This window comes from Rhodospirillaceae bacterium (assembly GCA_016722635.1).
GTDB lineage: Bacteria > Pseudomonadota > Alphaproteobacteria > JAEUKQ01 > JAEUKQ01 > JAEUKQ01.
Genome location: JADKIX010000010.1, coordinates 463095 through 478524, shown reverse-complemented (window position 1 = coordinate 478524; position 15430 = coordinate 463095). Strand labels below are relative to the sequence as shown.

Sequence of the window (15430 nt, the reverse complement as noted above, 5' to 3'; positions counted from 1 at the left end):
TTGGATTTTGCAATACAGGATTTACCTGACGGCGTGAAACGAATCATACAGGCGTCGATGTTCAAGGATGGCAAAACGATCGGTCATTCCGGCAATATAATCCGCAATTAATCTTGCCGTCCCCGCTGATTGCGCTTGCTGGTCAGGTTTTTGCCATTCTTCTGGCAAACAATTCGGGGATTGAATGTAATATTCAAAAAGTTCCTGAACCATTTTTTTGGCGCCCTTGGCCATACGGTTCAGTTGATAATGCCGATACATATGACGAAACAGAAATTGCTTTAACATTTTTTCTTGCTTGGCCATGTCGGGGGAAAATGAAACAATGGCCTCCGGCAATAGCCTTATATCGGTCACATGTTTGGGGCGGTATTTATTTATTTGGGCAGCGCTATATTCAATGACATCCAAGACCATTTTATTGACAAGCCGCCGCACTAATTCAGGGCGTAACCGCTGCGGTTGCAAATAGGGGTATTCTTGGTTGATTTCTTCAATAGTCTCCTGAATTAAGCTAATTTCTTTCAGATTTTCCAGGGTAAAAAGATTGGCCCGCAAACCGTCATCAATATCATGGTTATTATAGGCAATATCATCAGAAATGGCGGCCACTTGAGCCTCCATCCCCGGCCAAGTGGTAAGCAACAAATCTTGTTTCTCCTGAGAATACTGCACAATAAAGGATGTGATAGGATTCCCGGCCGGTTTTGCGGGATGATACGGGTCAATTTTCCCCATCAAAGGGCCATTATGCTTGACAACCCCTTCCAAACATTCCCAAGTCAAATTTAAGCCATCAAAAGCCGGATATTTTTTCTCGAGTTCCACTAAAATGCGGAATGTTTGTTCATTATGGCTGAACCCGCCATAAGGTTGCATGGCCAAAGACAAAGCATCCTCGCCCGCATGCCCAAACGGGGTATGCCCTAAATCATGCGCTAAGGACAAGGCCTCCGCCAAATCTTCATCAATACCCAAAATACGGCTAATGGTACGGGCAATTTGTGCAACCTCAATGCTGTGGGTCAAGCGTGTGCGGTAATGGTCACCTTCATGGGCAATAAATACCTGGGTTTTATGCTTTAACCGCCGAAAGGCCGTGCTGTGAATAACCCGGTCTCGGTCGCGCTGGAAGGGGGAACGCAAATGGCTTTCTACCTCGGGATACAACCTTTTCCCGCCTGAACTGGCCTGCGTTGCGTAAGGTTTTAAGGGTGCTAATGATACGTAAGGCAAGCCACAATCCTCTAGCTTATTTTTCATAAGGTTCTAATTATATATATCATATACCTGATCGTTTTAAATTAACAAGCTGGCCAATGAAATACCACATTTGATGATTTTTTATTTCTGATACCGGATAAGTTTTATCTGGAATAATGCTGGCAGAGATCCTATATTATAAAGGTAGTCATTAAAATTGAAGTTTTATACATGTGAGTAATGCTGATGGAACTTGCGCTTAACACCTCCCCACCTCCCCACCCTTCCCCTGCCCATGTCCGCTTGACAGACAGGGCGGCGAAGCAAATCCTGCATGTCTTGCATCAAGAAAAATTAAAAAAGGGATATTTACGCCTTTCCGTGTTGGGCGGCGGCTGTTCCGGTTTCCAGTACCAATTCTCTCTAGAGACATCGATAAACCCAGATGATATATTGGTTGAAAAAGCTGGTACCGGATTGCTGGTGGATCATATTTCCCTACCCTTTCTGGAGAACTGTGAAATCGATTTTGTAGAAGATTTATCCGGCGCTGGCTTTCAAATTCGCAACCCTAATGCCCAATCATCTTGTGGATGCGGCAATTCTTTTGCCCCTAAAATGTAATGGCTTAGCCATCAATCATTCTTGGAAAACGACATTTTTAATTGAAGGAATTTTATTAAGCACTTGGTTTATATGCCAATTAAACTAATAATTTTGTTGATTTGATGAAAAAATTATCAATTGCCAGCTGGAATATTAATTCCGTCCGCGCCCATCTGCCACATTTATTGAATTGGTTATCCCGGCGTAACCCCGATGTGCTTTTGTTGCAAGAAATCAAAACAATGGCGGACACCTTCCCTGCCAAAGAAATTGAGGAAATGGGCTATAATTTGCTTATATCCGGCCAGAAAACCTATAATGGCGTAGCCATATTAAGTAAATATCCCATCCAGCTGGAAAATAAATTTTTACCCGGAATGGCTCATGACCCCCAAGCCCGTTATGTAGAAGCTATCATTGAAACAAATCCTTGTGTTTGGCGCGTCATTAACGTGTATGTGCCCAATGGCAATCCATATCCTGGCGACAAATTTTCATATAAACTGCAATGGCTGGAAGCATTGCGGCAATATGCCCAAAAGATTTTAGCTTTTGAAGAAAATGTGGTGATCGGTGGCGATTTCAATATCATCCCCACGGATGATGATGTCTATGATCCGGTGGCCTGGCAAGATGATGCCCTATGCCGCCCCGAATCAAGGCAGTTTTTCCGCTCAATCCTTAATGTTGGGTATTCGGATGCCTTGCGGCTACAAACCAATGAGAAAAACCTGTACACCTTTTGGGACTATCAAGGCGGACGTTGGCCGCGAGCCGAAGGATTACGGATTGACCATTTTTTGATCTCGCCCCAAGCCGCCGACCGTTTACAGCAAGTGACAATTGATAAATATACCAGGGCTGAAGAAAAACCTTCCGATCACGTGCCCATTATTGCCCAATTTAACAATCAAGAAACCCAGGGAATTGAATAACGCATATTTGAATGGTCATGGGTTTTAAAACATATGCTTGATGGGATTATTTTACCCTGCATGCCTCTTGTCCTTTACTTGACTTAAGTCACCAAACCCTTTACCTGTGGCTTGATATAAAGGGATAAATGCCCCTGTGGTGATAAAATTATTTAACTGATTGATCAAGACATGAAAACAATTGCTTTGATAGTAGCGGCCGGTCGGGGCGAACGATTTGGCCATTCGCTTCCTAAACAATATTGCCAATTGGGCGGCAAACCTATTATTAGGTATAGTTTGGACATATTAACCAGCCATCCCAAGATTAATGCGGTTGCAGTCGTCGGGCAGCCTGACCATTTGAATTGGTATCAAGAAGCCGTTCAGGGTTTAAAGTTACTGCCCTTCATTGCAGGTGGTTCCAGCAGGCAACAATCGGTAAAAAAAGGCCTGGAAGCTATCCAACACTTAAAGCCTGATTACGTTCTGATTCATGATGCCGCCCGCCCATTTATTAATGCCGCCTTGATTGATCGCTTATTGATAGCTCTTCAAACCGCACCAGCAGTCATACCCGCCACGGCAGTGGTTGATACGTTAAAATACGCGGATAAGGATCACCGCATCCAACATACCGTTGATCGCCAAGGGTTATGGCGCGCGCAGACCCCCCAGGCTTTCCATTACCCCCTCATATTGGCCGCCCATGAACAATATGAAGATAAGACTTTTACCGACGATGCCAGTTTATTTGAGGCGCAAGGCATCCCGCCATTAATTATTATAGGCGATGAGGACAATATGAAAATAACCGTTGAACAAGATTTAAGGCGGGCTGAAAAAATACTTCCCTCTTCTTATGAATACAGGACGGGGTCAGGTTTTGATGTGCATGCCTATAAGGAAGGCAACTTCGTGACCTTAGGAGGAATTAAAATTGCCAACCATCATTCCTTAGAGGGGCATTCCGATGCAGATGTTGGGTTACATGCTTTAGCAGATGCTATGTTGGGCGCGATCGGCGCAGGCGATATCGGCCAGCATTTTTCACCAAAAGATATGCGCTGGCGGGGGGCTGATTCCAGCATATTTATTCAACATATTATGACTTTGGTGGCCAAAAAAGCAGGCAGGATTGTGAATGCGGATATTACGTTTATTTGTGAAAATCCAAAAATCGGGCCGCACCGCGAGGCCATGGTCAAAAAAATTTCAGGATTGCTGGGGATTAGCGATGACCGCGTGAATATTAAAGCGACCACCACAGAAAGCTTAGGCTTTACGGGCCGGGAAGAGGGTATCGCAGCTCAAGCAGTGGTTAGCATTGCCATGCCTAGCAGTTAGGCGCATAAAACCTTAAAAACAGGGGCCAAGAAATTATATTTTTTGTCTTATCTGCATATTTATATTGATAGACGTTTATCTTTTATCAACCTATATTACCTGTTGAAATTACCTCTATCAGCCGGTTGGATCGCACCAAATTCAAGGGAGAGACATCGATGAAAAAATATTTATGGCAAACCATTGCTGTTATTGGGCTGACACTGTCCGCAATCCCCTTAGCGCAAGCCCAGAATAAAACACTTATTTACTGTTCAGAAGGCAGCCCGGAAACGTTTAATCCGCAACTGGCCACCTCAGGAACCGCTTTTGATGCCTCAGCAGTTGCCATTTATAACCGCTTATTAGAAATACGCGGTAGCTCCACGGAAGCCATACCGGGCTTGGCGGAATCTTGGAAAATTTCGGATGATGGCTTAACTTATACCCTTTACTTGCGGCATGGGGTGCAATGGCAAAGCAATAAAAACTTTACCCCCACCCGCCCTTTTAGTGCCGATGATGTGGTATTCAGCTTCCAACGGATGATGGACGCAAAACATCCTTACCATCATATATCGGGCGGTATTTATACGTATTTCAACCAAATTGATGGCCCCAATTTAATTCAATCGGTTGATAAAATTGATGATTATACGGTGCGGATTGTTTTAAAAAAAGCCAATGCCACCTTTATTAATATTTTAACGTTAAATTCTTTTTCCATCTTATCGGCGGAATATGCGGATCAGTTGTTAAAGGCTGGCACGCCGGAGAAATTAGATAATGAACCCATCGGCACAGGTCCTTTCGTTTTGGTCAATTACCAAAAGGATTCAGTCATCCGCTATGATAGAAATGATAATTATTGGCGGGGCCCGGCAAAAGTTGATCATTTGGTTTTTGCCATTACCAAAGATGCGTCCATTCGTTTCCAAAAAATCCGCAAGGGTGAATGCCATATCATGTCTTACCCGAACCCAGCGGAAATTGATGCGATGAAGGCTGATAAAAACCTGCGCGTCCTGCAGCAAGAAGGGTTTAACATTGGCTATCTTGGTTTTAACACCCAGAAAAAGCCGTTTGACGACAAGCGTGTCCGTCAGGCCATTAATATGGCCTTGAACAAAGTCAATATTGTTAAGGCCATTTATTTGGGTTCAGGTACAGCGGCCATTAACCCCATCCCTCCCTCTTTATGGTCTTATAATAAATCGGTTAAAGACTATGAATACAATATAGCCAACGCCAAAAAATTGCTGGCTGATGCCGGTTACCCCAATGGCTTTGAAACCACTTTATGGTGGATGCCGGTACAGCGCCCCTATAATCCCAATGCCAAAGCCATGGCTGAGATGATGCAAGCGGATTTGGCCAAAGTTGGCATTAAAGCCAAGTTGGTCAGTTACGAATGGGGTGCCTATTTACAGTATCTACGTGATGGCGATCATGATATGGCCCTATTAGGTTGGACAGGGGTTTACGGCGATCCAGACAATTTTTTTGGTAATTTATTATCATGTGCCTCTGCTGGTTCCAGCACGGCCCGTTGGTGCTTTAAGCCTTTTGATGATTTGATTGTTAAAGCCCGCCAAACCAGCAATCTCGGTGAGCGTACGAAATTATACATGCAAGCCCAGGTTATTTTTAAGGAAGAAGCGCCTTGGTTTACCATTGCCCATTCAATCGCCACTGAAATTACCCGGTCAAACGTGGTTGGTTACCAGATTAGCCCGTTTGGCGCGCATGATTTTTATGGGGTTGAATTGCAATAATAGTTGGGGTTGACTGCCAAACTGGGCGCTATTATTATAGGTGGCGCCCACTTTATTATTATCCAATGCTGGATTCAATTGAAGATCAGCCCCATATTTATATTGACCAATACCCCAAAATTTGTTTACTAAACAAACGCATATTGTTGCCGGGTTAGCTCAGTGGTAGAGCAACTGATTTGTAATCCGTAGGTCGCGAGTTCGAATCCCGCACCCGGCACCATTCCGTTGACATGGCAGTAATTTATATACGGGTAAAATTGGTTTGTCTTATCCAGCAAAGCCACTCTCATCCGAAAAACAATCCTTCGCCAAAAATGCTTTCTCTTTTTTAGCTTTCGTATTTGTATTGACGACATTTATTTATCGTCATAGGGTTAAATTGTCTTATATGAGCTAGCTGTTATCATACTAATTTTAAGGGAGAAAAACCGATGAAGAAATATTTGTGGCAAGCCTTAGCGGTTGCTGGACTGACATTGTCCGCAATCCCGTTAGCGCAAGCCCAGAATAAAACACTTATATACTGCTCGGAAGGCAGCCCGGAAACGTTTAATCCGCAACTAGCCACCGCCGGGACAACTTTTGATGCTTCGTCCATTGCGATTTACAACCGTTTGGTTGAAGTGCGTGGCAGCTCAACCGAGGCCGTGCCAGGTTTGGCAGAATCTTGGAAAATTTCGGATGATGGCTTGACCTACACGTTCTATTTGCGTCGTGGCGTACAATGGCACAGCAATAAAGCCTTCACACCTACACGTCCTTTCAATGCTGACGACGTTGTGTTCAGCTTTAACCGCATGTTTGATGCAAACCACCCTTACAACAAAGTATCTGGTGGAACTTACACCTACTTTAATGAAGTTGATGCACCAAATTTAATCAAATCAATCAGTAAAGTTGATGATTATACCGTTCGGATTGTTTTAAACAAAGCGGATGCAACTTTCATCAGCATCTTGACATTGCATTCCTTCTCAATCTTATCTGCGGAATACGGGAATAAATTGTTGAAGGCTGGCACGCCAGAGAAGTTGGATAATGACCCAATCGGCACAGGTCCTTTCGTTTTGGTCAATTACCAAAAGGATTCAGTCATCCGTTACACCAAAAATGCTCAGTATTGGCGTGGTTCAGCCAAGATTGATAATCTGGTTTTTGCCATTACCAAAGATGCGTCCATTCGTTTCCAAAAAATCCGTAAAGGGGAATGCCACGTGATGGGTTACCCAAATCCGGCGGAAATTGATGCGATGAAAGCTGATAAAAACCTGCGCGTCCTGCAGCAAGAAGGTTTTAACATTGGCTATCTTGGTTTTAACACCCAGAAAAAACCGTTTGACGACAAGCGTGTCCGTCAAGCTATTAATATGGCCTTGAACAAAGCCAATATTGTTAAAGCCATTTATTTGGGTTCAGGTACAGCTGCTATTAACCCGATTCCACCCACACTTTGGTCCTACAACAAATCCATTAAGGATTACAAATACGACGTAGCTGCCGCTAAAAAATTGTTGGCAGAAGCTGGCTATCCGAATGGTTTTGAAACCACTTTATGGTGGATGCCGGTACAGCGCCCCTACAACCCCAATGCCAAAGCCATGGCTGAGATGATGCAAGCGGATTTGGCCAAAGTTGGTATTAAAGCCAAGTTGGTCAGTTACGAATGGGGTGCCTATTTACAGCATCTACGTGATGGCGATCATGATATGGCCCTCTTGGGTTGGACGGGTGATTATGGGGATCCTGATAATTTCTTTGGTAATTTATTATCATGTGCCTCTGCTGGTTCCAGTACAGCCCGTTGGTGCTTTAAGCCTTTTGATGATTTGATTGTTAAAGCCCGCCAAACCAGTGATCAACCGCAACGTGCTACTTTGTATGCACAAGCTCAAGTGATCTTCAAAGAAGAAGCGCCTTGGTTTACCATTGCCCATTCAGTCGCAACCGTTATCACCCGGTCAAACGTCGTTGGTTACGAAATCAGCCCGTTTGGTTCGAATGATTTCTATGGGGTTGAGTTGAAGTAATATTGCTGTTTTTACGTAATAAAGTGGGCTTTATCGAATAGATATCGCCCACTTTATTTTTTGCCTAAACCAGCTATTTGGGAAAAAAATGCACAATTTCGTGTTGATAATCGAACTATTTTAACTGATATCAAAAGAGTAGTTTACTTTTCCGAAATAACTTTGTTTATTGGTAAGTGACGAATGAAGATTTCATAAATTTTTCTTGTTTGGTTGGACAGCCCCATGCTGCGTTTTTTCTTAACCGATTTTTATTGCTGATCCCCACTTTTATCGGTGTGACCCTGCTGACATTTTCAATGGTCCGCCTGATTAAGGGAGATCCTATTACCGCCCTACTAGGGGAAAGGTCTGTTGACCCACGCTGGCAGGAAGAAATGCGGGCCAGGCTTGGGCTCGATCGCCCCTTGCTTGACCAATATGTTATTTACATTTCCCAAGTTGTCCAAGGTGATCTGGGGAATTCCATTGTCACCACCCAACCGGTTTTAAATGAATTCTGGCAACTTTTCCCAGCCACCATCGAACTGGCTATTTCCGCCATGTTGTTTGGGATTGTCTTTGGTATACCCATGGGTATTTTAGCGGCCTTGCGCCGAGGTAAAGCCATGGACTATGTCACTATGGGAACAGCCTTGACCGGACAATCCTTGCCAATCTTTTGGTGGGGACTGGTGTTGATTTTGTTTTTTTCCATAGCCCTGGGTTGGACACCGGTATCCGGGCGTATATCACTTGAATTTTATATAGAACCAATTACCGGCTTTTTATTATTGGATTGCTTGTTACAAAATGATTGGCAAGCCTTCTATTCTACTTTGCATCATTTAATTTTGCCAACCTTGGCTTTAGGTACCATTCCCTTGGCCATTGTGGCGCGCATGACAAGGTCGTCGATGATCGAAGTGATGGGTGAGGATTATATACGCACCGCCAAGGCCAAAGGATTAAGACCAGGCCGCATTATCTTTATTCATGGATTACGCAACGCCCTGATCCCCGTCATCACGGTGATCGGATTGCAGACAGGGGCTTTGTTAGCGGGCGCGGTATTGACAGAAACCATTTTTTCATGGCCTGGGATTGGTAAATGGTTGGTTGATTCCCTAGATAGGCGCGATTATCCAGTCTTGCAAGGCGCTGTATTGATGGTGGCAACCTTCATCATGGTAGTTAACTTTATTATTGATATTTTATATGGTTTTATTAATCCAAGGATCCGTCATGGCCGTTGAACCAGAAGCTGTATCCCCACAAAACATGGCTGTGCCGAGTGTGTTTGCTGAATTTTGGAAACAATTTTCTAGGAATAAAGGCGCTTTAATCGGATTAATTATTATTACCCTATTGATTTTTATAGCAATTTTTGCCGATGTAATTGCCCCCTATGATCCTACTTTTCAGTTTGAGGGACGGTTTTTATTGCCACCCGCTTGGGTTGACGGCAGCATGATTGAGCATCTGCTAGGTACGGATAATGTCGGGCGGGACATTCTTTCCCGTTTAATCTATGGGGCGCGCTTATCCCTGATCATCGGATTAATTGTTGTCACTATCTCGTTAATTTTTGGTGTTTCCCTGGGGTTAATGGCTGGATATTTTGGTGGAATGATTGATTTTTGCATTATGCGTTTAATGGATATTATCCAAGCCCTGCCAAGCCTTTTGATGGCCCTGGTGATCATAGCCATTTTGGACAAAAGTTTAACCAATGCGATGATTGCCATCTCCATTACCGTGCTGCCCTATTACGCCCGCTTAACACGAGCGGCGGTTATTGCAGAAATTAATAAAGAATATGTCATTGCCTCACGTGTGGCAGGTGCAGGCCCCTTACGCTTGATGTTCATAACCTTACTGCCCAATTGCTTGCCCCCCCTTATCGTGCAAGCAACCTTAAGCTTTTCAAGTGCCATTTTGGATGCGGCGGCTTTGGGTTTTCTTGGCTATGGCGCACAACCGCCAACCCCTGAATGGGGAACGATGCTAGCGGAGGCCAGAAGTTTTATTATCCAACATCCTTGGATTGTTACCTTGCCAGGTTTATGTATTCTTGTCACCGTACTGGCATTCAATTTGATGGGTGATGGGCTGCGTGATGCCCTTGATCCCAAATTAAAACGGTAAAAAAATGAGTTTATTAGAAATACGCAATTTAATTGTTGAATTTCCAACCTCACGCGGGCCATTCCGAGCCGTGGATGGCTTAGATTTGACGATTGAGCCCGGGAAAACCTTGGGAATTGTTGGGGAATCAGGCTCCGGAAAAAGCATTACGATGTTGGCGGCCATGGGTTTAGTTCCATGGCCTGGCCAGGTTCGCGCCGATCAATTATCGTTTAACAATATGAATTTATTAGGCATTTCGGCAGCCAAACGACGCTCGCTACTCGGCAAAGACGTGGCGATGATTTTCCAAGAACCAACCACCAGCTTAAACCCCTGTTTTACCATTGGTTACCAAATCATGGAAACCTTAGCCATACATCAGGGCGGCAACAAACGTCAACGTTACGGCAAAACCCTTGAACTGCTTGAAAAAGTTGGAATTTCTGCTGCGGCCAAGCGGATGGATTCTTACCCTCATCAATTATCGGGTGGCATGAACCAACGGGTGATGATTGCAATGGCGATTGCCTGCAACCCCCGCCTGCTGATTGCCGATGAACCAACCACGGCCTTAGATGTTACCATCCAAGCGCAGATATTGGATTTATTAAGGAATTTACAAAAAGAAACGGGCATGTCGCTGATTTTAATCACCCATGATATGGGGGTGGTGGCTGAAATGGCCGAAAATATTATGGTGATGTATGCCGGGCAAGTGGTTGAAAAACAATCCGCCAATCAACTTTTTAAAAACCCCCAACATCCTTATACCGCTGCCTTATTGCAAGCCCTGCCGGAAAGAAGCAAGGAAGGGGAAGCCTTATTATCAATTCCCGGCACTGTACCCGGAATTTACGATCGTTTAAAAGGCTGTTTGTTCCATCCCAGGTGCCAATTTTGTCAAACAAAATGTCGGCAAGATTTACCAGCCCTTGAAGCCAACGCCAATGGGCGTTCTGTCCGTTGCCATTATCCCTTAGGATCTTCTATCCATGATTGAACGATTGAATACCACGCCTACTTTAAAAGCAGCCCAAACATTGGCGGTTGTGGGTGAATCAGGCTCAGGGAAGTCAACCTTGGCCCGCATGATAACCATGATTGAGCGCCCAACCACAGGCCAATTATTTTTAGATGGGCAAGATCTCAGCAATCCCAGCAAATCTTTATTAAAAAAATTCAGGCCATTTGTTCAAATGGTTTTCCAAAACCCCTATGGTTCCCTAAATCCTCGCCAAAAGATCGGCGTATTGCTGGCCGAACCCTTGAAAATAAATACCTCCCTTTCGGCCCCGGAACGGCGTGAGAAAGTCGAGCAAATGTTGCAGAAGGTCGGGTTGCGGCCAGAACATGCGCAACGGTATCCGCATATGTTTTCGGGCGGTCAGCGGCAACGGATTGCTATTGCCCGCGCCTTAATGTTGAAGCCGAAAATTGTGGTAGCCGACGAACCAGTATCTGCCCTAGATGTTTCCGTCCGGGCCCAGGTATTGAATTTGATGACGAGCTTACAACATGAATTTCAGTTATCTTATTTGTTTATTTCCCATGATCTGAGTGTAGTGAAACATATTGCCAATGATGTCGCGGTGTTATATTTGGGAAAAGTCGTTGAACATGGCCCGAAGGAAGTGATTTTCCAAAAACCCCTACACCCTTACACGCAAGCTTTACTAGCCAGCACCCCCTCCGTTGATCGTCCGCTTCACCAAGCACGCATTGTTTTAAAAGGCGAAATGCCATCGCCCCTTAATCCACCGCCCGGCTGTACCTTTCATAAACGTTGCCCCCATGCAACAGAAATGTGCACGCAGGCTATCCCCCCCCTACGTCCGGTTGGTGACCGTTTGGTGGCTTGCCATCATGTGGAAAAATGGCTGTAAATTTTATTTCAATGATCTAAATAAATATCGTCACTTGTGAAAATCCTGTCGGAATTTTTATGGCATATCCCTGGATTGCTGATTAATGACGGGCGTTTAAAATATACCAGTCCATCCCGGCGGATAAAAACCCCCTTCTTCTCATTTTACGACCTAACCCTTGGCTTATATTAGGCCTATTCCATAGTCTTAGCCCTAGTGTGGCAAAAGAGATACAGCCAAAGTAAAATTTGCGGATTCATTGAACATAGCCGTTGAAATATGTTATCATTCACTCATGTAAATACATTAAAGGAAAAGCCCTATGAGCGGTTTAAATGTAAGATTTTCTGTAAAATGGATGTTGGTCGCCTTGATGACCGGTCTTGCAGGGACTTTGCATGCGGAACAACCGAAGCCCACGGATTTTATCCGTGGCATTGCTGATGAGGCTATCCATACCTTAACCGTTGCAGGCCTTGATAAAAAAACTCGGGAAGAACGGATGTTAAAATTCCTTGACCGTTATGCCGATATACCAGCCTTGGCTAAGTTTGTGGTGGGCAGATATTGGACGAAAGGTTCGGCCGATCAACAACAGGAATATTTATTAGTGTTCCGGGAATATAATGCCAAAAATTTTGCAGCCCTTCTATCTACTTACTCCGGGCAAAAATTAGAGATTACACGCACGATCAGTAATAAAACGAATTATATTGTGCAAACTGTTATTATCGGTAAGGCGGCGACCGATAAAGTACAAATTGATTGGCAATTACGCCCAGAGGGGGAAACCTTCGTTATTACCGATTTTGTGGTTGAAGGATTAAGCCAAGCCAGCACTATGCGTGATGATTTTGCAACCGCATTGAAAGGTTCAGCGGATTTAGGTAAATTAATCACGGCATTAAAGAAAAAAATTATCAGCATCGACGCAAATAAAAGATAATGACGATTATTAGGTAGTATTCGTCATAAAATTGATTGGTTTTGATCAAAAAGAAAACGGATCGCCGGTTCTTGGACGATCCGTTTTTATATCAAGCACAACAACCTATAGGTTATATTATTACTTTACTTATTCAGTGCCTTTGTTGCTTCTTCAATACACATGTTCAAGATCATCTCTTGTTGGGCTTTCGGCAAACTGGCAACTTTCGGATTTTTATCCATCTCTTGTTTGCATGTGTCGCGGATAAACGACTCCTTACCATCCCCACACGCCGCTAAAACCCCTAAACTTAGGGTGGTTAAGAATATTTTTAATGATATTTTATAAGTTGATTTCATTATTTTTTCCCTTAAAACATTTAATTATTGGCGGAAGCATTCGTCATCTTACCTGCACAGAAAAGATGCTTGCAACCAGCAGCTGCAAGCATCTTGACATAGAACAAATGAAGGAAACTATTTTATAGCTGCTTGGCATTCTTTAATCAATTGATCGCGCTGTTCTTTTGCAATAGCTGTGTTTTGATTATATGTTTTTTCACAGCCTTCACGCGCGGCATTTTTTGCCTTATCGGCATCGCTTTCACCACAAGCAGATAATCCCAATAAACCAACCATCAATAAGCTGCTAACCGTAATTTTTGTTAATGAAGTCATATCACACCTTTTTTAAAAAATGATAATAAAAACGTTTTATCTTATGCGAATGAAGACAACCCACATGAATGATTTATCGCATAAGCCCCTTGATTCTGCCTGAAGTCTGTTATTTTTGCAAGTATTGCCAGCTGCACAATGCTTAAAATCAAACGTCATTGATAAATATGCAACAGTGGATTTTACGAAAAATCATCTTCACTATTTTAGGGAATGGAAAATAAAATATCATTTCGATTTTGAGTGGAAATAATGATTGACCAATCATCCCAAGGTTTTTATGGTGAGCCAATGATAAATACCTGCTCACCAGGAGCGGGCGCGTAGCTCAGTGGGAGAGCACATCCTTCACACGGATGGGGTCGCAAGTTCAATCCTTGCCGCGCCCACCAATTATGAAACCGATATCAAGATATTCTGTATTTTACGAGTGGTGCACTTTTGGCGCACCCTTCCCAAATATTTTTACTGATCCAATTGCAAGCGCCACAAGCTCAATTGATCATTTGGAGCCGTTCCCGTGAGCAATAAGAAAGCAGTACGGTCATTTAATCCCGGAAGGATTTCTACCTGGCTATCCGAAGGTCTCGGACGATTTAACTTCACTGCTGGCAATTCTCGAATAAGGCTGCCATCCGCCTTCAACAGAAAGGTATAAAGCATACCAGGAGCTTGAATCATAGACGTCGCACCGTCTAATTGTGAAACAACCAGCACCCAACCTTTATCTGGGCCTTGAATAAGGGATGAATCCCACAGATATTTAGCCCCCGCCAATTGGTAGCGCGCCAGTAATTTGGTCAGATCAATTTTCCCGATAATAGGCCATTCAGCTTTTGCGGAGGGTTGGGCACCGCCCTTTGGTTCCTGATGGATGAGAAGTTCAACAGTTTTTGATGAGACATTGGGAATGATAATGTGCGTTTCAGCATTTTCTACCTTTGTTGAATTCCTATAAAAAAAGCCGTTTAACCCATAAATATCATTGGCTAAAATAGGTTTTGCGTAAGTGTATGTTTGCGATCCCGCAGGCCGACGGGCTTGTTGCTCCCACATTGAAGGATTCCCCTCAATAAGACTGTAATGCCATAATTGGGATGCCGATTGAAACACTGCTTTTTTGGCGCCAATTTCAAACTTTTCCCCGCCGACTTGAATACTACCCCCGTTGCTACCCAAAAATGATAATTCATACCAGCCGGATTTTGGATCCCCTTTCCATTGGGCTATGATGCGTAACCGCTCCTTACCTTTGCGGTCATAGCATTGTTCAACAATTTCAAAGAAAGCACCGTCATTGTTATCACTGGCCTCTGATGGGCGACCAATGGCAATCCATAAACAGGCCGGACGTTTGCCAGCAGAGCCTGATGGTTGCACCATAACGGCTGGCAAGGTTTTCAATGACCCTGTTACCCAGCCATAATCAATGGCTTCTTGTTTGTTATTTTTTGAAACACGATAAATTTTCAGGGTTTTGATTAACCAGCTGCTTAAAACCTGTACATCGCGGTTCTTCTTATTCGCCTCATCATCCAGTTCTGTTACCGCCAAATAGAAATCCTGGTTGTCGGCCGCAATGATTAAGGCCGAAAACAACTTGTTTCCCTCACTAACGTTCTTGATCACCCATTCTTGCTTTTTTTTGCCCTGATTATCTAATTCAACCACCCAATAATCATAAGGTCTGGTTTTGGCTGAAGAACCAGTTGCTCCCACACGGCAGCCGTAAAATAACCGTTGGGCAGAGGGGAAGCTTTTTAATTCACATTGAAATAAGCCGCGCCCCTGCAAAACAGTTGCTGACGGTTGCGGCAGCTCCATTTTCTGCCACTCAGCCGCTTCCGCCGATAACGAAAAAAATAATCCTGAAAAACTAACAATTGATAAGGGAAGAAGAAGCAATCGTTTGAAAAATATGTTGCCCATGAATTTGTCTCCGTTAGTAAAAGCAGATTGATATCCAGTTTGGTTCACCAAACAAACTTTGAATACTA

At 43.8% G+C, this 15430-nt stretch carries 14 protein-coding genes and 2 tRNA genes; 12 read left to right on the top strand and 4 right to left on the bottom strand.

Annotation, left to right across the window (positions count from 1 at the left end; all coding sequences use genetic code 11):
• Positions 1-21: 21 nt before the first annotated feature.
• On the bottom strand, positions 22-1263 hold the full coding sequence (locus tag IPP67_06620; GenBank protein MBL0338829.1) for a deoxyguanosinetriphosphate triphosphohydrolase: 1242 nt from the start codon (positions 1261-1263) through the stop codon (positions 22-24).
• A gap of 186 nt (positions 1264-1449) precedes the next feature.
• Between IPP67_06620 and erpA the strand changes: the two genes are divergently transcribed.
• The 11 genes from erpA to IPP67_06565 all read left to right on the top strand — a co-directional run bounded on the left by erpA (position 1450) and on the right by IPP67_06565 (position 12774).
• Positions 1450-1827 carry an iron-sulfur cluster insertion protein ErpA gene (erpA, locus tag IPP67_06615; GenBank protein MBL0338828.1) on the top strand — a complete coding sequence of 126 codons (378 nt, stop codon included), beginning with the start codon at positions 1450-1452 and terminating at the stop codon, positions 1825-1827.
• Positions 1828-1931: 104 nt separating this feature from the next.
• Positions 1932-2744, top strand: coding sequence for an exodeoxyribonuclease III (gene xth / locus IPP67_06610; protein MBL0338827.1), 813 nt, complete (start codon positions 1932-1934; stop codon positions 2742-2744).
• 171 nt (positions 2745-2915) lie between these two features.
• A complete protein-coding gene (locus IPP67_06605; protein MBL0338826.1) occupies positions 2916-4070 on the top strand; it encodes a bifunctional 2-C-methyl-D-erythritol 4-phosphate cytidylyltransferase/2-C-methyl-D-erythritol 2,4-cyclodiphosphate synthase in 1155 nt (384 codons plus the stop codon).
• Between the two features lie 158 nt (positions 4071-4228).
• Positions 4229-5824 carry an ABC transporter substrate-binding protein gene (locus tag IPP67_06600; GenBank protein MBL0338825.1) on the top strand — a complete coding sequence of 532 codons (1596 nt, stop codon included), beginning with the start codon at positions 4229-4231 and terminating at the stop codon, positions 5822-5824.
• Between the two features lie 148 nt (positions 5825-5972).
• Positions 5973-6047: transfer RNA gene (locus IPP67_06595), tRNA-Thr, on the top strand.
• Between the two features lie 211 nt (positions 6048-6258).
• Positions 6259-7854 carry an ABC transporter substrate-binding protein gene (locus IPP67_06590; GenBank protein MBL0338824.1) on the top strand — a complete coding sequence of 532 codons (1596 nt, stop codon included), beginning with the start codon at positions 6259-6261 and terminating at the stop codon, positions 7852-7854.
• A 299-nt stretch (positions 7855-8153) separates the two neighbouring features.
• The gene (locus IPP67_06585) at positions 8154-9089 is read left to right on the top strand and encodes an ABC transporter permease subunit (protein ID MBL0338823.1); all 936 of its coding nucleotides are present in this window, start codon (positions 8154-8156) and stop codon (positions 9087-9089) included.
• A complete protein-coding gene (locus tag IPP67_06580; GenBank protein ID MBL0338822.1) occupies positions 9079-9981 on the top strand; it encodes an ABC transporter permease subunit in 903 nt (300 codons plus the stop codon). Before IPP67_06585 ends, IPP67_06580 begins: the two co-directional genes overlap by 11 nt.
• 4 nt (positions 9982-9985) lie before the next feature.
• Complete coding sequence (locus IPP67_06575) at positions 9986-10963, top strand: ABC transporter ATP-binding protein (GenBank protein ID MBL0338821.1); 978 nt, start codon at positions 9986-9988, stop codon at positions 10961-10963.
• Positions 10956-11846 carry a dipeptide ABC transporter ATP-binding protein gene (locus IPP67_06570; GenBank protein ID MBL0338820.1) on the top strand — a complete coding sequence of 297 codons (891 nt, stop codon included), beginning with the start codon at positions 10956-10958 and terminating at the stop codon, positions 11844-11846. Before IPP67_06575 ends, IPP67_06570 begins: the two co-directional genes overlap by 8 nt.
• Positions 11847-12150: 304 nt before the next feature.
• Positions 12151-12774: an ABC transporter substrate-binding protein gene (locus IPP67_06565; GenBank protein MBL0338819.1), complete on the top strand. Its 624-nt coding sequence runs from the start codon at positions 12151-12153 to the stop codon at positions 12772-12774.
• 125 nt (positions 12775-12899) lie between these two features.
• Here the strand turns inward: IPP67_06565 and IPP67_06560 are convergent, their stop codons facing one another.
• Together IPP67_06560 and IPP67_06555 are read right to left on the bottom strand one after the other, a co-directional pair.
• A complete protein-coding gene (locus IPP67_06560) occupies positions 12900-13115 on the bottom strand; it encodes a hypothetical protein (protein MBL0338818.1) in 216 nt (71 codons plus the stop codon).
• A 117-nt stretch (positions 13116-13232) separates the two neighbouring features.
• The gene (locus tag IPP67_06555) at positions 13233-13433 is read right to left on the bottom strand and encodes a hypothetical protein (protein MBL0338817.1); all 201 of its coding nucleotides are present in this window, start codon (positions 13431-13433) and stop codon (positions 13233-13235) included.
• Positions 13434-13750: 317 nt separating this feature from the next.
• Between IPP67_06555 and IPP67_06550 the strand changes: the two genes are divergently transcribed.
• A tRNA-Val gene (locus tag IPP67_06550) sits at positions 13751-13825 on the top strand.
• Between the two features lie 73 nt (positions 13826-13898).
• Here the strand turns inward: IPP67_06550 and IPP67_06545 are convergent.
• A complete protein-coding gene (locus tag IPP67_06545; protein MBL0338816.1) occupies positions 13899-15362 on the bottom strand; it encodes a hypothetical protein in 1464 nt (487 codons plus the stop codon).
• Positions 15363-15430: the final 68 nt, after the last annotated feature.